At 64.7% G+C, this 14,631-nt stretch carries 18 protein-coding genes; 12 read left to right on the forward strand and 6 right to left on the reverse strand.

Translation table 11 applies throughout. The features are described 5' to 3' along the window. Positions 1-77: 77 nt before the first annotated feature. Positions 78-860, reverse strand: a complete 783-nt coding sequence (locus tag MMAR10_RS00120; protein ID WP_011641967.1) for an SDR family NAD(P)-dependent oxidoreductase — start codon at positions 858-860, stop codon at positions 78-80. A 158-nt stretch (positions 861-1,018) separates the two neighbouring features. On the opposite strand from MMAR10_RS00120, the gene MMAR10_RS00125 reads away from it, so the two are divergent. The 7 genes from MMAR10_RS00125 to MMAR10_RS00155 all read left to right on the forward strand — a co-directional run bounded on the left by MMAR10_RS00125 (position 1,019) and on the right by MMAR10_RS00155 (position 7,059). After that, entirely contained in the window at positions 1,019-1,882 is an 864-nt protein-coding gene (locus MMAR10_RS00125; RefSeq protein WP_011641968.1) for an isoaspartyl peptidase/L-asparaginase family protein, read from the forward strand. Beyond that, positions 1,882-2,418, forward strand: a complete 537-nt coding sequence (locus tag MMAR10_RS00130) for an RNA methyltransferase (RefSeq protein WP_011641969.1) — start codon at positions 1,882-1,884, stop codon at positions 2,416-2,418. Before MMAR10_RS00125 ends, MMAR10_RS00130 begins: the two co-directional genes overlap by 1 nt. A gap of 95 nt (positions 2,419-2,513) precedes the next feature. Continuing rightward, entirely contained in the window at positions 2,514-3,044 is a 531-nt protein-coding gene (locus tag MMAR10_RS00135) for an invasion associated locus B family protein (protein WP_233353845.1), read from the forward strand. A gap of 84 nt (positions 3,045-3,128) precedes the next feature. Continuing rightward, a complete protein-coding gene (gene rlmN / locus MMAR10_RS00140) occupies positions 3,129-4,319 on the forward strand; it encodes a 23S rRNA (adenine(2503)-C(2))-methyltransferase RlmN (RefSeq protein WP_011641971.1) in 1,191 nt (396 codons plus the stop codon). After that, positions 4,316-5,176, forward strand: coding sequence for a GNAT family N-acetyltransferase (locus tag MMAR10_RS00145; RefSeq protein WP_011641972.1), 861 nt, complete (start codon positions 4,316-4,318; stop codon positions 5,174-5,176). The genes rlmN and MMAR10_RS00145 overlap by 4 nt, the downstream gene beginning before the upstream one ends. Positions 5,177-5,254: 78 nt before the next feature. Next, entirely contained in the window at positions 5,255-5,605 is a 351-nt protein-coding gene (locus MMAR10_RS00150) for a hypothetical protein (RefSeq protein ID WP_011641973.1), read from the forward strand. Then, positions 5,602-7,059, forward strand: coding sequence for a methyl-accepting chemotaxis protein (locus tag MMAR10_RS00155; RefSeq protein WP_011641974.1), 1,458 nt, complete (start codon positions 5,602-5,604; stop codon positions 7,057-7,059). Before MMAR10_RS00150 ends, MMAR10_RS00155 begins: the two co-directional genes overlap by 4 nt. On the opposite strand, the gene MMAR10_RS00160 is transcribed toward MMAR10_RS00155, so the two are convergent. Then, positions 7,060-7,812, reverse strand: coding sequence for a class I SAM-dependent methyltransferase (locus tag MMAR10_RS00160; RefSeq protein WP_011641975.1), 753 nt, complete (start codon positions 7,810-7,812; stop codon positions 7,060-7,062). Positions 7,813-8,157: 345 nt separating this feature from the next. Between MMAR10_RS00160 and MMAR10_RS00165 the strand changes: the two genes are divergently transcribed. The 3 genes from MMAR10_RS00165 (at position 8,158) to MMAR10_RS00175 (ending at position 10,110) form a co-directional block, all read left to right on the forward strand. Further along, the gene (locus tag MMAR10_RS00165; RefSeq protein ID WP_011641976.1) at positions 8,158-8,919 is read left to right on the forward strand and encodes a creatininase family protein; all 762 of its coding nucleotides are present in this window, start codon (positions 8,158-8,160) and stop codon (positions 8,917-8,919) included. A 3-nt stretch (positions 8,920-8,922) separates the two neighbouring features. After that, a complete protein-coding gene (locus tag MMAR10_RS00170; protein ID WP_011641977.1) occupies positions 8,923-9,483 on the forward strand; it encodes a hypothetical protein in 561 nt (186 codons plus the stop codon). 147 nt (positions 9,484-9,630) lie between these two features. Beyond that, on the forward strand, positions 9,631-10,110 hold the full coding sequence (locus MMAR10_RS00175; protein ID WP_011641978.1) for a hypothetical protein: 480 nt from the start codon (positions 9,631-9,633) through the stop codon (positions 10,108-10,110). Here the strand turns inward: MMAR10_RS00175 and MMAR10_RS00180 are convergent, their stop codons facing one another. From MMAR10_RS00180 to tsaD, 4 genes are read right to left on the reverse strand one after another with little or no spacing between them, the layout of a single operon-like run. Continuing rightward, a complete protein-coding gene (locus tag MMAR10_RS00180) occupies positions 10,111-10,446 on the reverse strand; it encodes a Rieske (2Fe-2S) protein (RefSeq protein WP_011641979.1) in 336 nt (111 codons plus the stop codon). Further along, the gene (locus tag MMAR10_RS00185; protein WP_011641980.1) at positions 10,446-10,739 is read right to left on the reverse strand and encodes a YciI family protein; all 294 of its coding nucleotides are present in this window, start codon (positions 10,737-10,739) and stop codon (positions 10,446-10,448) included. The genes MMAR10_RS00180 and MMAR10_RS00185 overlap by 1 nt, the downstream gene beginning before the upstream one ends. Then, positions 10,739-11,740 carry an NAD(P)H-dependent glycerol-3-phosphate dehydrogenase gene (locus MMAR10_RS00190; RefSeq protein ID WP_011641981.1) on the reverse strand — a complete coding sequence of 334 codons (1,002 nt, stop codon included), beginning with the start codon at positions 11,738-11,740 and terminating at the stop codon, positions 10,739-10,741. Before MMAR10_RS00190 ends, MMAR10_RS00185 begins: the two co-directional genes overlap by 1 nt. Then, positions 11,737-12,828 carry a tRNA (adenosine(37)-N6)-threonylcarbamoyltransferase complex transferase subunit TsaD gene (gene tsaD, locus MMAR10_RS00195; protein WP_041637097.1) on the reverse strand — a complete coding sequence of 364 codons (1,092 nt, stop codon included), beginning with the start codon at positions 12,826-12,828 and terminating at the stop codon, positions 11,737-11,739. Before tsaD ends, MMAR10_RS00190 begins: the two co-directional genes overlap by 4 nt. 79 nt (positions 12,829-12,907) lie before the next feature. Here tsaD and hemC point away from each other — a divergent pair, with 79 nt between their 5' ends. After that, positions 12,908-13,873: a hydroxymethylbilane synthase gene (hemC, locus tag MMAR10_RS00200; RefSeq protein WP_011641983.1), complete on the forward strand. Its 966-nt coding sequence runs from the start codon at positions 12,908-12,910 to the stop codon at positions 13,871-13,873. After that, positions 13,870-14,607: a uroporphyrinogen-III synthase gene (locus tag MMAR10_RS00205; RefSeq protein WP_011641984.1), complete on the forward strand. Its 738-nt coding sequence runs from the start codon at positions 13,870-13,872 to the stop codon at positions 14,605-14,607. Before hemC ends, MMAR10_RS00205 begins: the two co-directional genes overlap by 4 nt. Positions 14,608-14,631 lie beyond the last annotated feature (24 nt).

A 14,631-nucleotide genomic window follows, 5' to 3' on the forward strand; every position in this document is an offset into this window, starting at 1 on the left:
GTCGCAACCGGGTCACAAATGCAAAGGAGCCGGACCTTGCGGCCCGGCTCCAGAATGCGCAGCAGACTATGGTCTGCTTATTTAGGCGGCATGCGGGCGCCCGCATCGAGGCGGACACACTCGGCATTGATATAGTCGGACGTGACCATGAAGGCGACAAGGTCCGCATACTCTTCCGGCGTGCCGAAGCGCTGCGGGAATTGCAGGTGCGAGGCCAGCGAGACTTTCACCTCTGGCGGCATCTGCTGGTAGATAGGGGTCTCGAAGAAGCCCGGCAGGATGGTGTTGACGCGAATGCCTTCACGGGCGAGGTCGCGGGCCATCGGCAGGGTCATGCCGGTGATACCGCCCTTTGACGCAGCATAGGCCACCTGGCCGATCTGACCGTCCTGGGCCGCGACCGAGGCGGTGTTGACGATCACGCCACGACCGGAGCCGTCGAGCGGGTCCAGCGTCATCATGCCGGCCGCCGATTTCGAGGCGCACAGGAAGGAGCCGATCAGGTTGACGCCGATCACGGTCTGGAAGCCCTTGGCCGAATGGGCCGAGACCTCGCCGGTCGAGGAGGACCGACGCGCCGTCTTTTCTGCCCAGCCGATACCGGCGCAATTGACGAAGACACGTTCCTGGCCGTGGGCCTCGCGCGCCTTGGCCAGGCCGGCGTCGACGCTGGCTTCGTCGGAGACATTGACCTGGCAGAACACGCCGCCAATGTCCTTGGCGACCATCTCGCCGCGTTCGGCATTCATGTCGAAAATGGCGACCTTGGCGCCATCGGCGGCCAGACGGCGGGCTGTACCTTCGCCGAGGCCGGATGCGCCGCCGGTGACAATGGCGGCAATGGATGAGTCGAGTTTCATGAGGCACTCCCCTTTATCGATCCCAGCGACATAGCGTGGTGCCCGGCAAAAGAAAATCCGCGGCGGCGGCTCGAAGGCGACGGAAATCCGGCTTGGGCTGTCCATACGAGCGATGCTAGAGCAGTCGAGAAACCCTAATTCCAACCGGGATGGACAGTATGAGCGGACGTTACGCCCTTTTGCTGCACGGCGGCGCAGGCACCTTGGCCGATCGCGATTATGCACATGAAATCGAGCACATGCGCGGCCTGGCAGAGGCGGCCAAGGCGCGCCTGGCGATCGGCGCCAATGCGCTCGATATCGTCCAGGATATTGTCCGCGAACTGGAATCCTCCGGCCTGTATGTGGCTGGCAAGGGGGCCTCGCCCAACAAGGCTGGCCGCTATGAACTGGACGCCGCCATCATGGATGGCGCGACCCAGCGGGCCGGATCGGTCGCCGCCCTGACCGGCTTCACCAGCCCGGTCTCTGCGGCGCGCGCCATCATGGACACGACGCCGCATGTCATGCTGGCAGGTCGCGGTGCCGAGCGCTTTTGTGGCGAAGCCGAGCTTGAACGCGTCGAGAGTGTCAATGACTACTACACGCCCGCCGCCGCGCCCGACGACCGGGACATCGCCACCGGTACGGTCGGCTGTGTCGCGCTGGATCTGGAAGGCCGGCTTGCCGCCGCAACCTCGACCGGCGGCACGCTGAACAAGATGGAAGGTCGCGTCGGCGACAGCCCGATCATCGGCTCGGGTTGCTGGGCCGACGGCCATGTCGCGATTTCGTGCACCGGCCAGGGCGAATACTTCTTGCGCACCGCCACCGCCAAGGATGTTTCGGCACGGATGGCCTATGGCGGACAATCGCTGGACGAAGCTGTCGCCGGGGCCCTGGCCGATGTCGGTGCCCTTGGCGGTGAAGGCGGCATCATCGCCGTCGACCGCCATGGCAATCTGGCGGCACCGTTCAACTCGCCGGGCATGAAACAGGCAATGGTTCACCCCGATGGTCGCATCACTGCGGGCGTGCGCTGATGCTGGCGATGAAGCGCGGTTATTTCGGCGTCGGCGCGGAAGGGATTTCCAAGCCGATGAATATGGGCGCCATCCTGCGGACCGCCCACGCCTTTGGAGCCAGCTTCGCCTTCACGCTCAATGCCAGCCACCAGGTGCGCGATGTCTATCGCGCCGACACGGCCAAGTCGGCTGATCATGTGCCCTATTACGAATGGCCGGACCTGAGCGCGATGGCCCTGCCGTCCAACTGTCAGCTGGTCGGCATCGAGCTGGCCGAAGACGCCGTGGACCTGCCCAGCTTCCGTCACCCGCTGTGCGCCGCCTATGTATTCGGACGCGAGCGTGGATCGCTGTCGCAGGAAGTCCAGGATCGCTGCAGCCATATCGTGAAAATTCCGACCAAATTCTGCGTCAACGTCTCGGTTGCCTGTGCGATCACACTGTACGACCGCCAGATCAATTTCGGTGGTTTTCCCGAGCGGCCGCTCATGCCCGGAGGGCCGGACCTGGAAAGCCTCGCCGAGACGACCCGCAAGGCTGGTATCCACCGCTGAATTTCTCGCGCGATACTGTCTGTTAGGTCGCGGTTAACTCCGCCATCATACCGCCATAGGTGCGCCCTATTGGGTTCAACTGTTCGGACATGAGGATGACCGCCGTGCGTTTCCGTCTTGCTTGCCTCGCCCTATTGACGTCGACCGGACTGTGCCTCGCAGCCACGCCCGCTGCCCTGGCCCAGGACGACCCGCAATTTCGCGGCGAGTACAGCGACTGGCGGGTGTTCACACGCAACACCGATGCGGGCATGTCCTGCTATGCGCTGAGCCGACCGACCGACAGCACGCCGCGAGCCCACGAACATGGCAGCGTCTATTTCCTGGTTGCTTCCTGGCAGTCCGGAGCGGTCGAGGAACAGCCCAGCCTGCTGGTCGGCTATGACCTGCGCCCCACCAGTCCCCCGCAGGTGCGGGTCGGTTCCGACCGTTTCGACATGTTCGCCGACGGCCAGGAAGGCTTCCTCGACGATCTCGACGAAGAGGACGACCTGATTCGGGCCATGCGCCGCGGCTCGGTCATGCGGGTGACCGCCACCACGCTCGACGGCGTCGCCACCGCTTACGAGTTCTCGCTCTCGGGCGTGACGGCGGCGCTGGAGCGCGCCGAGACGCTGTGTAACTAGGCGTCTCCGGCCGCACGACTCGGATTTGCCACGCTTTCGTGATAGAGCGCGCGGCTCCGTTTGAAATGAGATAGTCTGCCGGTCATGAACCACGCCCTGAATATCGACGCCCGCAATGGCAATGCGCCGCGCATTGACGAAACCACGCCGCGCGCCCTGCCGTCCCTCGCAGGCATGACGCGCGAGGAACTGCGCCTGGTGGCGATCGATTGCGGGGTCGAGGAGAAGAAGGCGAAGATGCGCGCCGAGCAGCTGTGGCGCTGGATCTATCATTATGGCGTCACGTCCTTCGATGAGATGACCAATATCTCGAAAGACCTTCGCGCCGTCATTGCCGACAAGTACGCCCTGCACCGGCCCAAGCTGATCGACCGCCAGGTTTCTGTCGATGGTACCCGCAAATACCTGATCGAGCTGGCCCCCGGCGTCGAGTGCGAGACCGTCTTCATCCCTGACGTCGCCCGCTCCGGCGCGTTGTGCGTGTCCAGCCAGGTCGGCTGCACGCTGAACTGCACCTTCTGCCACACCGGCACCCAGGCGCTGGTGCGCAATCTGACCGCGGCCGAGATCGTCGCCCAGGTGATGATCGCCCGCGATGACCTGGACGAATGGCCGACCTCGAACGAGAACCGGAAGATCACCAATATCGTCTTCATGGGCATGGGGGAGCCGCTCTACAATCTCGACCATGTCGCGACCTCGATCGACATCATTTCCGACGGCGAGGGCATTGCCATCTCCCGTCGCCGGACGACGGTCTCGACCTCCGGTGTGGTGCCGAAGATCGAGGAGTTGGGCGCGCGGACCGGCACCATGCTGGCGATTTCGCTGCACGCCACCAATGACACGCTGCGCGACGAGCTGGTGCCGCTGAACAAGAAATACCCGCTGGTCGAGCTCATGAACGCGATCCGCGCCTATCCGGGCCTGGGCAATTCCAAGCGCGTGACCTTCGAATACGTGATGCTGAAAGGCGTCAATGACAGTCTCGCCGAAGCCAAGGCGCTGGTGAAACTGCTCAAGGGCATCCCGGCCAAGATCAATCTCATCCCGTTCAACCCGTGGCCCAAAAGCCCCTATGAATGCTCGGACTGGGACCAGATCGAAGCTTTTGCGGACGTGGTCAACAAGGCCGGCTATGCCTCGCCGATCCGCACCCCGCGTGGCCGCGACATCTTCGCCGCCTGCGGCCAGCTGCGCTCGGAGAGCCAGAAGGTGAAAGCCAGCGTCCTGCGCAAACAGCGACTGGCGGATGGTGCCAGCCCGCAAGCGTGACACGCGCCGTCCTCTACCGCTGGAAGCTGAAGCCCGGGCGTTCGGCCGAGTTCGAGGCCGCCTGGGCCGAGGGAACCCGGCGTATCCATGACACTTGCGGATCCCATGGTGCAGCCCTGCACAAGGGTGAGGACGGGCTGTACTGGTCCTATGCGGCCTGGCCCGGCGAGGACACTCGAACCGCCTGTTTCGCCGATCACGACTGGTTTTCGCAGGACTGTTTCATCACCATGCAGGCCTGTATTGAAACACGCTTCGACGAGATCGGGCTGGACCTGGTCCATGACGCGCTGAGCGATCGAGCCACGCCCTGCCCGACCCCGGTCCTGTCGACGGCGCGCCTGCTCTTGCGACCGCTTGTTCGTGACGATGCCGCGGCCGTGTTTCCGGCGCTCGGTGACCCCGAAACCATGAAATACTGGTCACGACCTCCCTTCACGACCATCGAAGCCGTGCGCGGACACCTGACGGCCACGACACGGTCTGCCACCGTCCGCACCTGGGCCATTTGTCGACCGTCCGATCCGGGCGATGCGCTGGGATGGGTCGTGCTGATGGACCGGAAGGAGGGGGTCGCGGAAACCGGATATATCATCCGCCCGGATGCACAACGGAATGGCTATGTCAGCGAGGCGGTCACTGGCGTGATCGGCTACGGCTTTGGCGAACTCGGCCTGCGTCGCATCTACGCCGACACCGACCCGGACAATGCCGGCTCGATCGCCGTGCTCACCAAGCTGGGCTTCTCACTGGAAGGCCGTTTGCGCGGGCAGTGGAAGACGCATCTGGGCGTCCGCGACAGCCTGATTTTCGGCTTGCTGGCCCAGGAGTGGCGATCCGGCGATCATAATGAATGAGGCGGCGACCGAGAACAGTAAATTCTGATTAACCGTCATTCGTCTAGAATTGGCTACTACTCAGAAGCCTCTGCAAAGATGATGTTCAAAAACACGCCAACTATACTTTTGATTGCAATTATCGGCGCGACACCACTTCTGGCGGCGACTGAACCTGCAGAGGATGGTCGCTACGCAGCGATTTTCCCGCCGGGTTGGCAGGTGCGGGACGTGGTCCTCGCGGCCGCAGACGCCGGACATTCAACCCTCACCATCGGGCGGACCGCCAATATCGGTGTTTTCGATCTGCCTCACCGGGACGACCGCAACGCACTGCGCGATGCCGGAGCCTGGCTCGTCCTTCCTGCCAGCGTTTTTCGCGGCTGCCTGATCGACCAGACTCCCATCACGCCATCGCCCCGGTTCACAAGAGAGAGCCCAGCAACATGACCAGCCTCAATCAAATCCGCCAGCGCGCGCAGACTGTTACCCTGCTGATCATGGGCGGCCTCTGCCTCACTCTGATCATCACGGCGGGCATTTTCGCCACCGAACGCATGCTGCCGGCCGGCCTTGTCGGTGTGGCACTGTTGGCCATCGCGGGTGCAAGCTGGCGGTTTGACCCGAACAGTGCCGCCTCGCGTGCCACGGTCGGCACGGCGCTGATCGGCTATCCGGCCCTGTTTGTGTATCTGCTCAGCGGGTCACCCTGGCAGATCGACATGCACATGATGTTCTTCGCGGCCTTGTCGATTTCGGCTGTCATGCTTGACTGGCGCGTGATTGTTGCCGCCTCTGCCGCGACCGCCGTCCACCACCTTTCGCTCAACTTCTTCCTGCCCTGGGCCGTGTTTCCGGATGGGGCGGACTTCTTCCGGGTGGTTTTCCACGCCGTGATCGTTGTCGGTCAATCGGGCGCACTAGTCTGGATGACCTACAATTCCGCAAAGGCGCTGGACGGCGCTGACCGCAAGGCTGCCGAGGCTGCAGAGGCCACGTCCGCAGCCGCCAAAAGCGCAGACGCCCAGCTCGAAACCAAGGATTCGGCCGATCGCCAGCGCCTCGCAATCGCCAAGCTGGCACGTGAATTTGAAGAAGCCCTGCGGGTCGTGTCCGGCGGTATTTCCGGCGCGGCAGGCCAGGTCAGCGGCCTGGCATCCGACCTCAACGGTGATGCCGAGGCGACCCGTCAGGGCGCGTCGGAAGCGTCGTCCAGGGCCTCGACGACCAATAGCAATGTTCAATCGGTGGCCGCTGCCGCGCAGGAATTGTCGGCCTCTATCGGAGAAGTCGCCCGGATCCTGCAGAATAGCGGGGATGTGTCGGAACGCGCCGCCGCCGAGGCGGAAGGGGCCGGACGCTCGATCGACGCGCTGGAAACTGCCGCCAAGGAGATCGAGGATATCATGCGTCTGGTCGCAGGCGTCGCCGAACAGACCAATCTGCTGGCGCTCAATGCGACCATCGAAGCCGCGCGGGCCGGAGAGGCCGGCAAGGGCTTCGCGGTTGTTGCATCTGAGGTGAAAGCCCTGGCGGAACAGACCACGCGTGCATCCAGCGATATCGGTCAGAAGATCGAATCCATGCGGGGCGCGTCGGGCGGCGCGGCGGATTCGCTGGGCCGTATTGCGGAAATCATCAGCGAGTTGCGCCAGTCCACGGAAAGCGTCCAGGGCGCCTTTGCCGAACAGAACCAGGCCACCCAGGAAATTGCATCGCTGGCCGAGCGCGCGGCTGTTGAAACCACCGAGGTCAACAACTCGATGAACTCGGTCAACGAAGCCGCAGAGCGGACCAACGCAGCAGCCGAGGCCTTCACCCGGGCATCCGGCGAGTTGGGGGAAGCGGCGAGCCGACTCGATGAGGAGCTCAACCGCTTCCGCTCCGATCTGGATGCGGCCTGATTACTCCGGCTTGCGGAAACGCAAGACAAATCGATCCGTCTGACGGCGGATGGATGGGTCGAACGGGCTGATCTCGCGGCTGTCGTCCGGGTTGGCCAGCATGTCGCTGCTGCCATCGAGGACAAAACCGGCCGCCTCGGCCTCTGCAATCACCGACGCCTCGTCGATCCGGTGCAGCGTTTCAACGACTTCGAGGCCGGAACCGGCAACCGCGTGGTGATCCACCACGATGTAGACGCCGCCTGGCCGCAGGGCCTCGAACACGCCGTTATTCATCGCGACGCGATCCGTCCCGTCCCAAGCGGTGTCATGGTAGAACAGCACCATGAAGACCGCGTCCAGCGGACCGTCGACATTGTCGCCGAACGTCTCGATGGATGAGCTGAAATGCGTGAGATTGTCGCGCTCGCCTGCGAAGGCAGCCAGCCCGGCATCGGTTTCGGCAAAGCGCTCGGCGACCCAGGTCGGGTTCATGGTGTAGACGTGACCGTCGCTTCCGACCGCCGTCGACAGGACGCGGGAGTAGTAGCCCGACCCGGCGGCCAGGTCGGCAATACGCCAGCCCGGCTCGACACCGGCGAACAACAGGACCTCGGCCGGGTGCCGATTGGCATCCAGTTGACGGTCCGCTTCCGGACGGCTGGCGTCGCTGACGGCCCCTTCGATGCTCGCCGGCATGGGCTCGTCCTGAGCCTGAAGTGGACCGGCGGCCAGGGCAGCCAGAGCCGCGGTTGCAACTAGAAATCGACGCATGAATTCCCCTCACACAACAAAATGTCTGCTCACACCCTTACAACATCCATTCCGCTTTCGCTCCTGACAGCTCGCTCACGAAGACGTGACAGATCCGGAAATCGGGATTCTTTTACGCTTGATAAGGACTTGCCCGATAAACCGGTATCAGACGGCAACAAGCCGCGATGGAGGGGTCCTTGCACTACATTCTGGCATTTACCGCGATTGCGTCCGCTGTGGCGGCCTGGCTCTATCATCGCGAAAGCCGCCGCCTTTAGCCGGTTTTCCGCGACACGCAGACCTTGCACAATTTGATCGTCAGCGCTTACCTCCCCGGGTCACACCATCCCGGAGAAGGTCCACATGCTGCTGCATCACGCGTCCTGGCCAGAGGTCGAGACCTATCTGACCCGCTGCAAGGGGATCATCATCCCCATCGGCTCCACCGAGCAACATGGTCCCAACGGGCTGGTCGGCACCGACGCCATCTGCCCGGAAGTCATTGCCGCCGAGGCCGGCGCGGAAGCCGGGCTGCTGGTCGGACCGACCTTCAATGTTGGCATCGCCCAGCATCATCTCGGATTCGCCGGCTCGATGACGCTGCGCCCCTCGACCATGATCGCGGTCATCAATGACTGGATCGAAAGCCTGACCCGACACGGTTTCGACCGCATCTATTTCCTCAACGGGCACGGCGGCAACATCACCACGATCAACGCTGCCTTCGCCGAGTATTACGCCAATTTCTCGCTCGACGGCGTCGCCTGTCCGGTCCAGCTGATGCAACGCAACTGGTGGGAATTGCCCGGCGTCATGGACACCTGCCGCAAGCTGTTTCCGGTCGGCGAGGGCATGCATGCGACCGCATCCGAGGTCTCGGTGACCTATTACGCCCATCCGCACGCCATCAAACAGGTCGAGATGAGCCCGAAGATCGCTCCGGTCGGCGGGTTCAGCGACGCCGCCGACTATCGCGAGCGCTTCCCGGATGGGCGTATCGGCTCCGACCCGTCCCAGGCGACACCCGAGAAAGGTGCTGAAATCGTCAGCTTCGCCAAACAGGCGCTGATCGCCGAGTGCGTCAATTTCTTTGATGTGAAGCCGGCTATGCAACCGGCGGAGTAAGGCGTGGCGACCGACTGGACACCCCCGATTTCCGACGCCGCGGTCGAAAAGGCGACCGGCAAGACCTGGCCGCAATGGCGGACCGATCTCGACAGCTGGGCCGATGGCCTCGATCACCCCTCGATCGCCCGAACCCTGCGCGAGGAGCGCGGCCTGTCCGGTTGGTGGTCGCAAATGGTCTCTGGAACCTGGGAGATGATGACCGGGCGCCGCGACCCGCATCAGCGCGCCAGTGCCGACGGCAAGTACCAGGCCTCGGGCTCCAAGACGATCACCGCGCCGCCAGCCGCCATCGAGGCCGCTTTCGAGCTGCCCGACTTCGCCGAGTGGGGGCCCGGGGGCGTGTTCACCCGAACGTCCGGCACGCCCGGCAAGTCAGTCAATGGCCACTGGTCGCAAGGCGGGCGCCTGTCAGTCTGGCTGACGGTCAGGGACGGCGACACTGGCAACAAGACGCAAATCAGCCTGAGCCACGAAAATCTCGAGACGGCGGAAGACTGCGAGCACTGGAAGTCGGAATGGCGCGCTGCTCTGGCGCGATTGAAGGAGCGGCTGGAGGGGTAGGCGGGTTTGGTTCCCGCCAGACATATGCCACTTCCGGCAGACCCGGCCCTGCCCAATGGATTGAGCGCGACACAAAACATTCATTTCACCGCGCCGACTACGCTCGCTATACGCCTGCTGTCTTGCGTAGCTTCGGGAGTGTCCGAAATGAAAGCCTTGCCCGTCCTTTCTACCGTCCTTCCTGCCATCGCCGCACTGGCCGCCTGTTCGGCGCCGGAGGCGTCAACGATCAATACCGGCTTCAGCGAAGACAATCTCGCCAGCTCGGAGGCCTGCTTCGCAGAAACGCCGTCCACCCTGCTCGAGCCGGGCCAGACGCTTCTGGAAACCGGGCCGGCCGGAATCACGCGCGTATCCTGGTCGCTGGGCGACCAGGCCGGTGATGTCACACTGTCGATTTCCGGCATGGAACTGCCGGTCAAGACCCGTCTCGACGCGGCCAACGCGGCCTTCTACAGCGCCGCCGGCCAGCAGCATGATCACAGCACCGACGCGGTGATCTATCACCGCACCACGGACGGCACCTTCTGCACCGTGATCCGCGACGAACCGACCGGCCAGGCGCTCGTCGACGCCATCACCGCTCTGTCCTCTGACCCGGTCGAACCACAGACGTCCGAGGACTAGTCACACGGCCCGGATTTCCGGCCCGACGATCTCTACCGCAATGGCTGTCAGTCGGTCCCCGGCGGCAGGACCGCCAGTGCAATCTCCGCTGCCGGCATCAAAGCTCGCGCCGTGAACCGGACAGACAAGCGTCTCACCCGCGTGCAGCAGGCCGCGACCGTCCGGCAGGCATAGCGGCAGCCCCGCATGCGGGCAGAGATTGGTGAAGGCCGTTACTGTTACGCCGCGACGGATCAGGACGACGGCACCGCCTTCCCAGGCCGATGCGCGGGCCCCCGGGTCAGGCAGGTCGTCGAGACGCGCAAGAACGGTCCCGGCAGGTGGTTTGGGTCGCATCAGTCAGCGCTGGCCGGCGGGTTGAAGACCCAGCGATAGGGCGCAATTTCGACCCGGTCGAACAGGCCGGCGACGCGATAAGGGTCGGCCTCCAGCCAGGCGTCCAACGCGTCACGATCAATCGCCTCGATGATCAACAGGGAGCCGGCCATGTCACCTGCTTCATTGAGCCAGGGGCCGGCCGCCTTGACGCTGTCGCCCGCCGCTTTCAGCCAGGCTATGTGGGCGTCGCGGTTTGTGGTCCGGACAATCAATGCGCCGGGCTTGTCCCAGGTGTGAACGAGAAACAGCATCAGGCGGTCTCCAGCGTGAAGGGGCGGGCGAGCAGGGTCTCGATGGCGTCATCGACGCTGGCTCGACCGGCCAGGATCTCGTTGACCGCTTCGCAGATCGGCATTTCGACGCCATGGCGGCGGGCCAGTTCGACTACGGCCGGTGCGCTTGCCACGCCTTCGGTGACAGCCCGGCGTCCGGACATGATATCGTCCAGCGACACGCCGCGCCCCAGCGCCAGGCCGCAGGACATGTTGCGCGATTGCGGCGAGGAACAGGTCAGCACAAGGTCCCCGAGGCCACACAGGCCGGCCAGGGTCTCACGCTGGGCACCCAGGGCCAGGGCCAGTCGGGTCATCTCGGCAAAGCCGCGCGAAATCAGGGCCGCATGGGCCGATTTGCCCAAACCCTTCCCTTCGGAAATCCCGCAACCGATTGCCAGCACATTCTTCACCGCCCCGCCGATCTCTGCACCGATCAGATCGGTCGCCAGATAGGGTCGGAAGCGGCTGGTCCCGAGCGCCTCGATCAGCGCATTGCCGACCGTCTCGTCAGCACAGGCCAGGGTGACGGCGGTCGGCAGGCCCTGCGCCGTGTCGATCGCGAAACTGGGCCCGGACAGAACGGCCGGCAGCGCGGCCGGGATGGTTTCCTTGAGCACCTGCGTCATCATCGACAGGGAGGATTGCTCGATCCCCTTGGCGCACAGCACGATCGGCAGGCCGGGCCGCGCATAGGGCAGGAAGCCTTCCAGAACGCGCCGCAAGTGCTGCGCCGGCGCAACTGCGAGAATGGCATCGCAGGCATCGAGATCCGAAATAGAGGTGGTCGCGACGATGGCCGTACTCAGGGCGACATCGGGCAGGTAGATGGTGTTCTCGTGCTTCGTGTTCACCGCCTCGGCGACGTCGTTTTCAAACGACCACAGCGTGACATCACGCCCGGCCTTGGCCGCTGTTTGCGCCAATGCCGTGCCCCAGGCGCCGGCGCCGATCACGCCAATGCTCTGATACTCGCTCATGCCTTGGGTCCCTTTCGTCCGGAGCCGATGGCAGGGTCGGACTTTGCCGCCGCCCCGTCCAGTGGCCAGCGTGCCCGCGCCGGGGCATCAAGCCCGTCAATCTGACCGCGGGCCAGTTTTTCCAGTCCGACCAGCGCGATCATCGCGGCATTGTCGGTACACCATTTCATCGGCGGCGCGACCAGCCGGAAACCGGCCGCCGCGGCTTCGTCTTCCAGCGCCGCGCGCACGGCCTTGTTGGCGGCGACGCCGCCGGCAACGACCAGCGCCATGGGTCGCGAGGCATCCGGAAACCGGTCGACGAACATGGCCAGCGCCCGGCGTGTGCGGCTGGACAGCGCCCGGGCGATGGCCGCCTGGACACAGGCCGAAAGATCGGCGCGGTCCTGGTCGGATGGCGCATCGAGCCCGTCCCATATCTGCCGCGCCGCGGTTTTGAGGCCGGCGAATGAGAAGTCACAGCCCGGCTTGCCCTTCAGCGGCACTGGCAGGGCGAAACGCGTCGCATCACCCGATTGCGCACACCGTTCGAGGGCCGGCCCGCCGGGGAAACCCAGACCCATCACCTTGGCCGTCTTGTCGAAGGCCTCACCGGCTGCATCATCCATCGTCGAGCCGAGACGGTGGTAGACGCCAACACCCTCAGCGATCAGCAATTGGGTATGGCCGCCGGAAACGAGCAGGAGCAGGTAGGGAAAGGCCAGCGGCTCGGAGATCCGGGGCGACAGGGCATGGCCTTCAAGGTGATTGACCGCGATCAGTGGCTTGCCTGCCCCCAGCGCCAGGCCCTTGGCGGTCATCAGCGCGGCCATGACACCGCCGATCAGGCCCGGGCCTGAGGTCGCAGCGATACCGTCCAGATCGGCTACCGCCAGACCCGCCTCGGCGAGCGCTTGGCTGACCAGCCCGTCCATCGCCTCGGCATGGGCCCGGGCTGCGATCTCCGGCACCACGCCGCCAAACGGCGCATGGGCGTCATTCTGCCCGAGCACCCGGTCAGCCAGTACGGTCACCGACCCGTCCACTTCCCGGCGCAGGATCGCCGCCGCGGTCTCGTCGCAGCTGGATTCCAGTCCGAGCACGGTCAGTGCGCGCGCTTGCGCTTGGGGGGAGGTGGGCGCTAAGTCCATGGCTGTCCACTAGCCCCAAGACCGGGATGATTGCAACGTGAAGCCGCCGTCCAGACCGCTCGCCATCGCCACGCGCCGCTCACCCCTGGCCCTTGTCCAGGCCCGCGACGTGCAGGCGAAACTCGCCGCGCAGTGCGGCCTGTCCGGCGAGGACGCTGAGCGCTGCTTCCCCATTCTCGGCCTGGTCTCGACCGGAGACCGCATCCAGGACCGCACCCTGATCGAAGCGGGCGGCAAGGGCCTCTTCACCAAGGAGATCGACGAAGCCCAGCTGGATGGTCGCGCCGCCTTTGCGGTCCATTCGATGAAGGATGTGCCGACTGTCCTGCCCGACGGGATCGTGCTGGGCGCCCTGCTGGAACGCGAGGACCCGCGCGACATGCTGATCGCGCGCGATGGCGAAACGCGTCTGGCCGATCTGCCCGAAGGCGTCACCATCGGCACGGCCAGCCTGCGTCGACAGGCGCAATTGCTCCACAAACGCCCGGACCTGCATGTTGTGCCGCTGCGCGGCAATGTCGACACACGGCTGGGCAAGCTGGCCGATGGCGGCATTCACGCCACCTTCCTCGCCCGCGCCGGGTTGAACAGATTGGGGCGAGCCGAGGCGCTCCGCGATCCGCTGGAAGCCGACGAGATGCTGCCCGCCGCGGCCCAGGGCGCTGTCGGCGTGGCCATTCGCGATGGCGATGAAGAGGCCGCCTCCTACGTCGCCGGCCTGCATCACCGCGATACCGAACTGGCCGTCCTCGCCGAACGCGCCTTCCTGTTCGAACTCGACGGCTCTTGCCGGACGCCGATCGCGGCCCATGTGAATAAGGTATCAATGGACTTCATCGGGGAAGTTTTGACTCCTGATGGCCAGCAATCCTGGCGCAGACAGATTCGATTCGACATGACCCATGCGACCCCAGACAGCGCCCGGCAGGCCGGGCAGGACCTCGGACGTGCCGTGCGCGACGCAGCTGGCGACGGTCTTGCGGCGGCCCTGGTGAATACATGACGGTCCTGGTCACACGCGGCTGGCCCGGTGCTGAACGGACCGCGTCCGGTCTCAGGCAAATGGGTATCGATCCGATCATCTCGCCGGTACTCGACATCAATTTCAGGGCCCGCATCGATGCCAGCCTCGACGGGGTGCAGGCGCTGGTCTTCACCTCGGCCAACGGTGTACGGGCCTGGGGGCCGCGCCGCCCGGAACGAGATATTCAGGTCTTCGCTGTGGCCGACGCCACCGCCCAGGCAGCGCGCGATATCGGGTTCAAGCGCGTCCATTCCGCCCAGGGCGATGTCACATCACTGGCCAATCTCATCCGGCGAAAGCTCAATCCGGGCAAGGGTTCCCTGCTCCACGTCCGCGGCATCCATGTGTCCGGTGACCTTTCGGGCGCGCTCAAGCCGGATGGTTTCAAGGTCCGCGACGCGATCGGCTATGGCGCAGTTGCCGTTGATGCCCTGGGCGAGGAGGCCATCGCCGCCGTGATCTCCGGCGCGCCGGTCTCCGTCCTGATCCACTCGGCGCGGGGAGCCAAAACCTTCCTCGACCTGCTGCGCAAATTTGGTCTGCATCACTGGCTCGGTTCGGTGACTGCACTGGGTATTTCACGTAACGCCCTCGCGCCACTGGAAGGCGCCGGCTTTGGAGCGCTGGTCGCTGCATCGGTGCCAAATGAAGAGGCCTTGCTGGCGCTGCTGGACGATTCATCAGAACTGGCCTCGGCAGGCCACGCGTCCTAAGCTGGCGCAAATTCGCACGAATCA

Origin of the sequence: Maricaulis maris MCS10, assembly GCF_000014745.1 — a bacterium.
Lineage (GTDB): Bacteria > Pseudomonadota > Alphaproteobacteria > Caulobacterales > Maricaulaceae > Maricaulis > Maricaulis maris_A.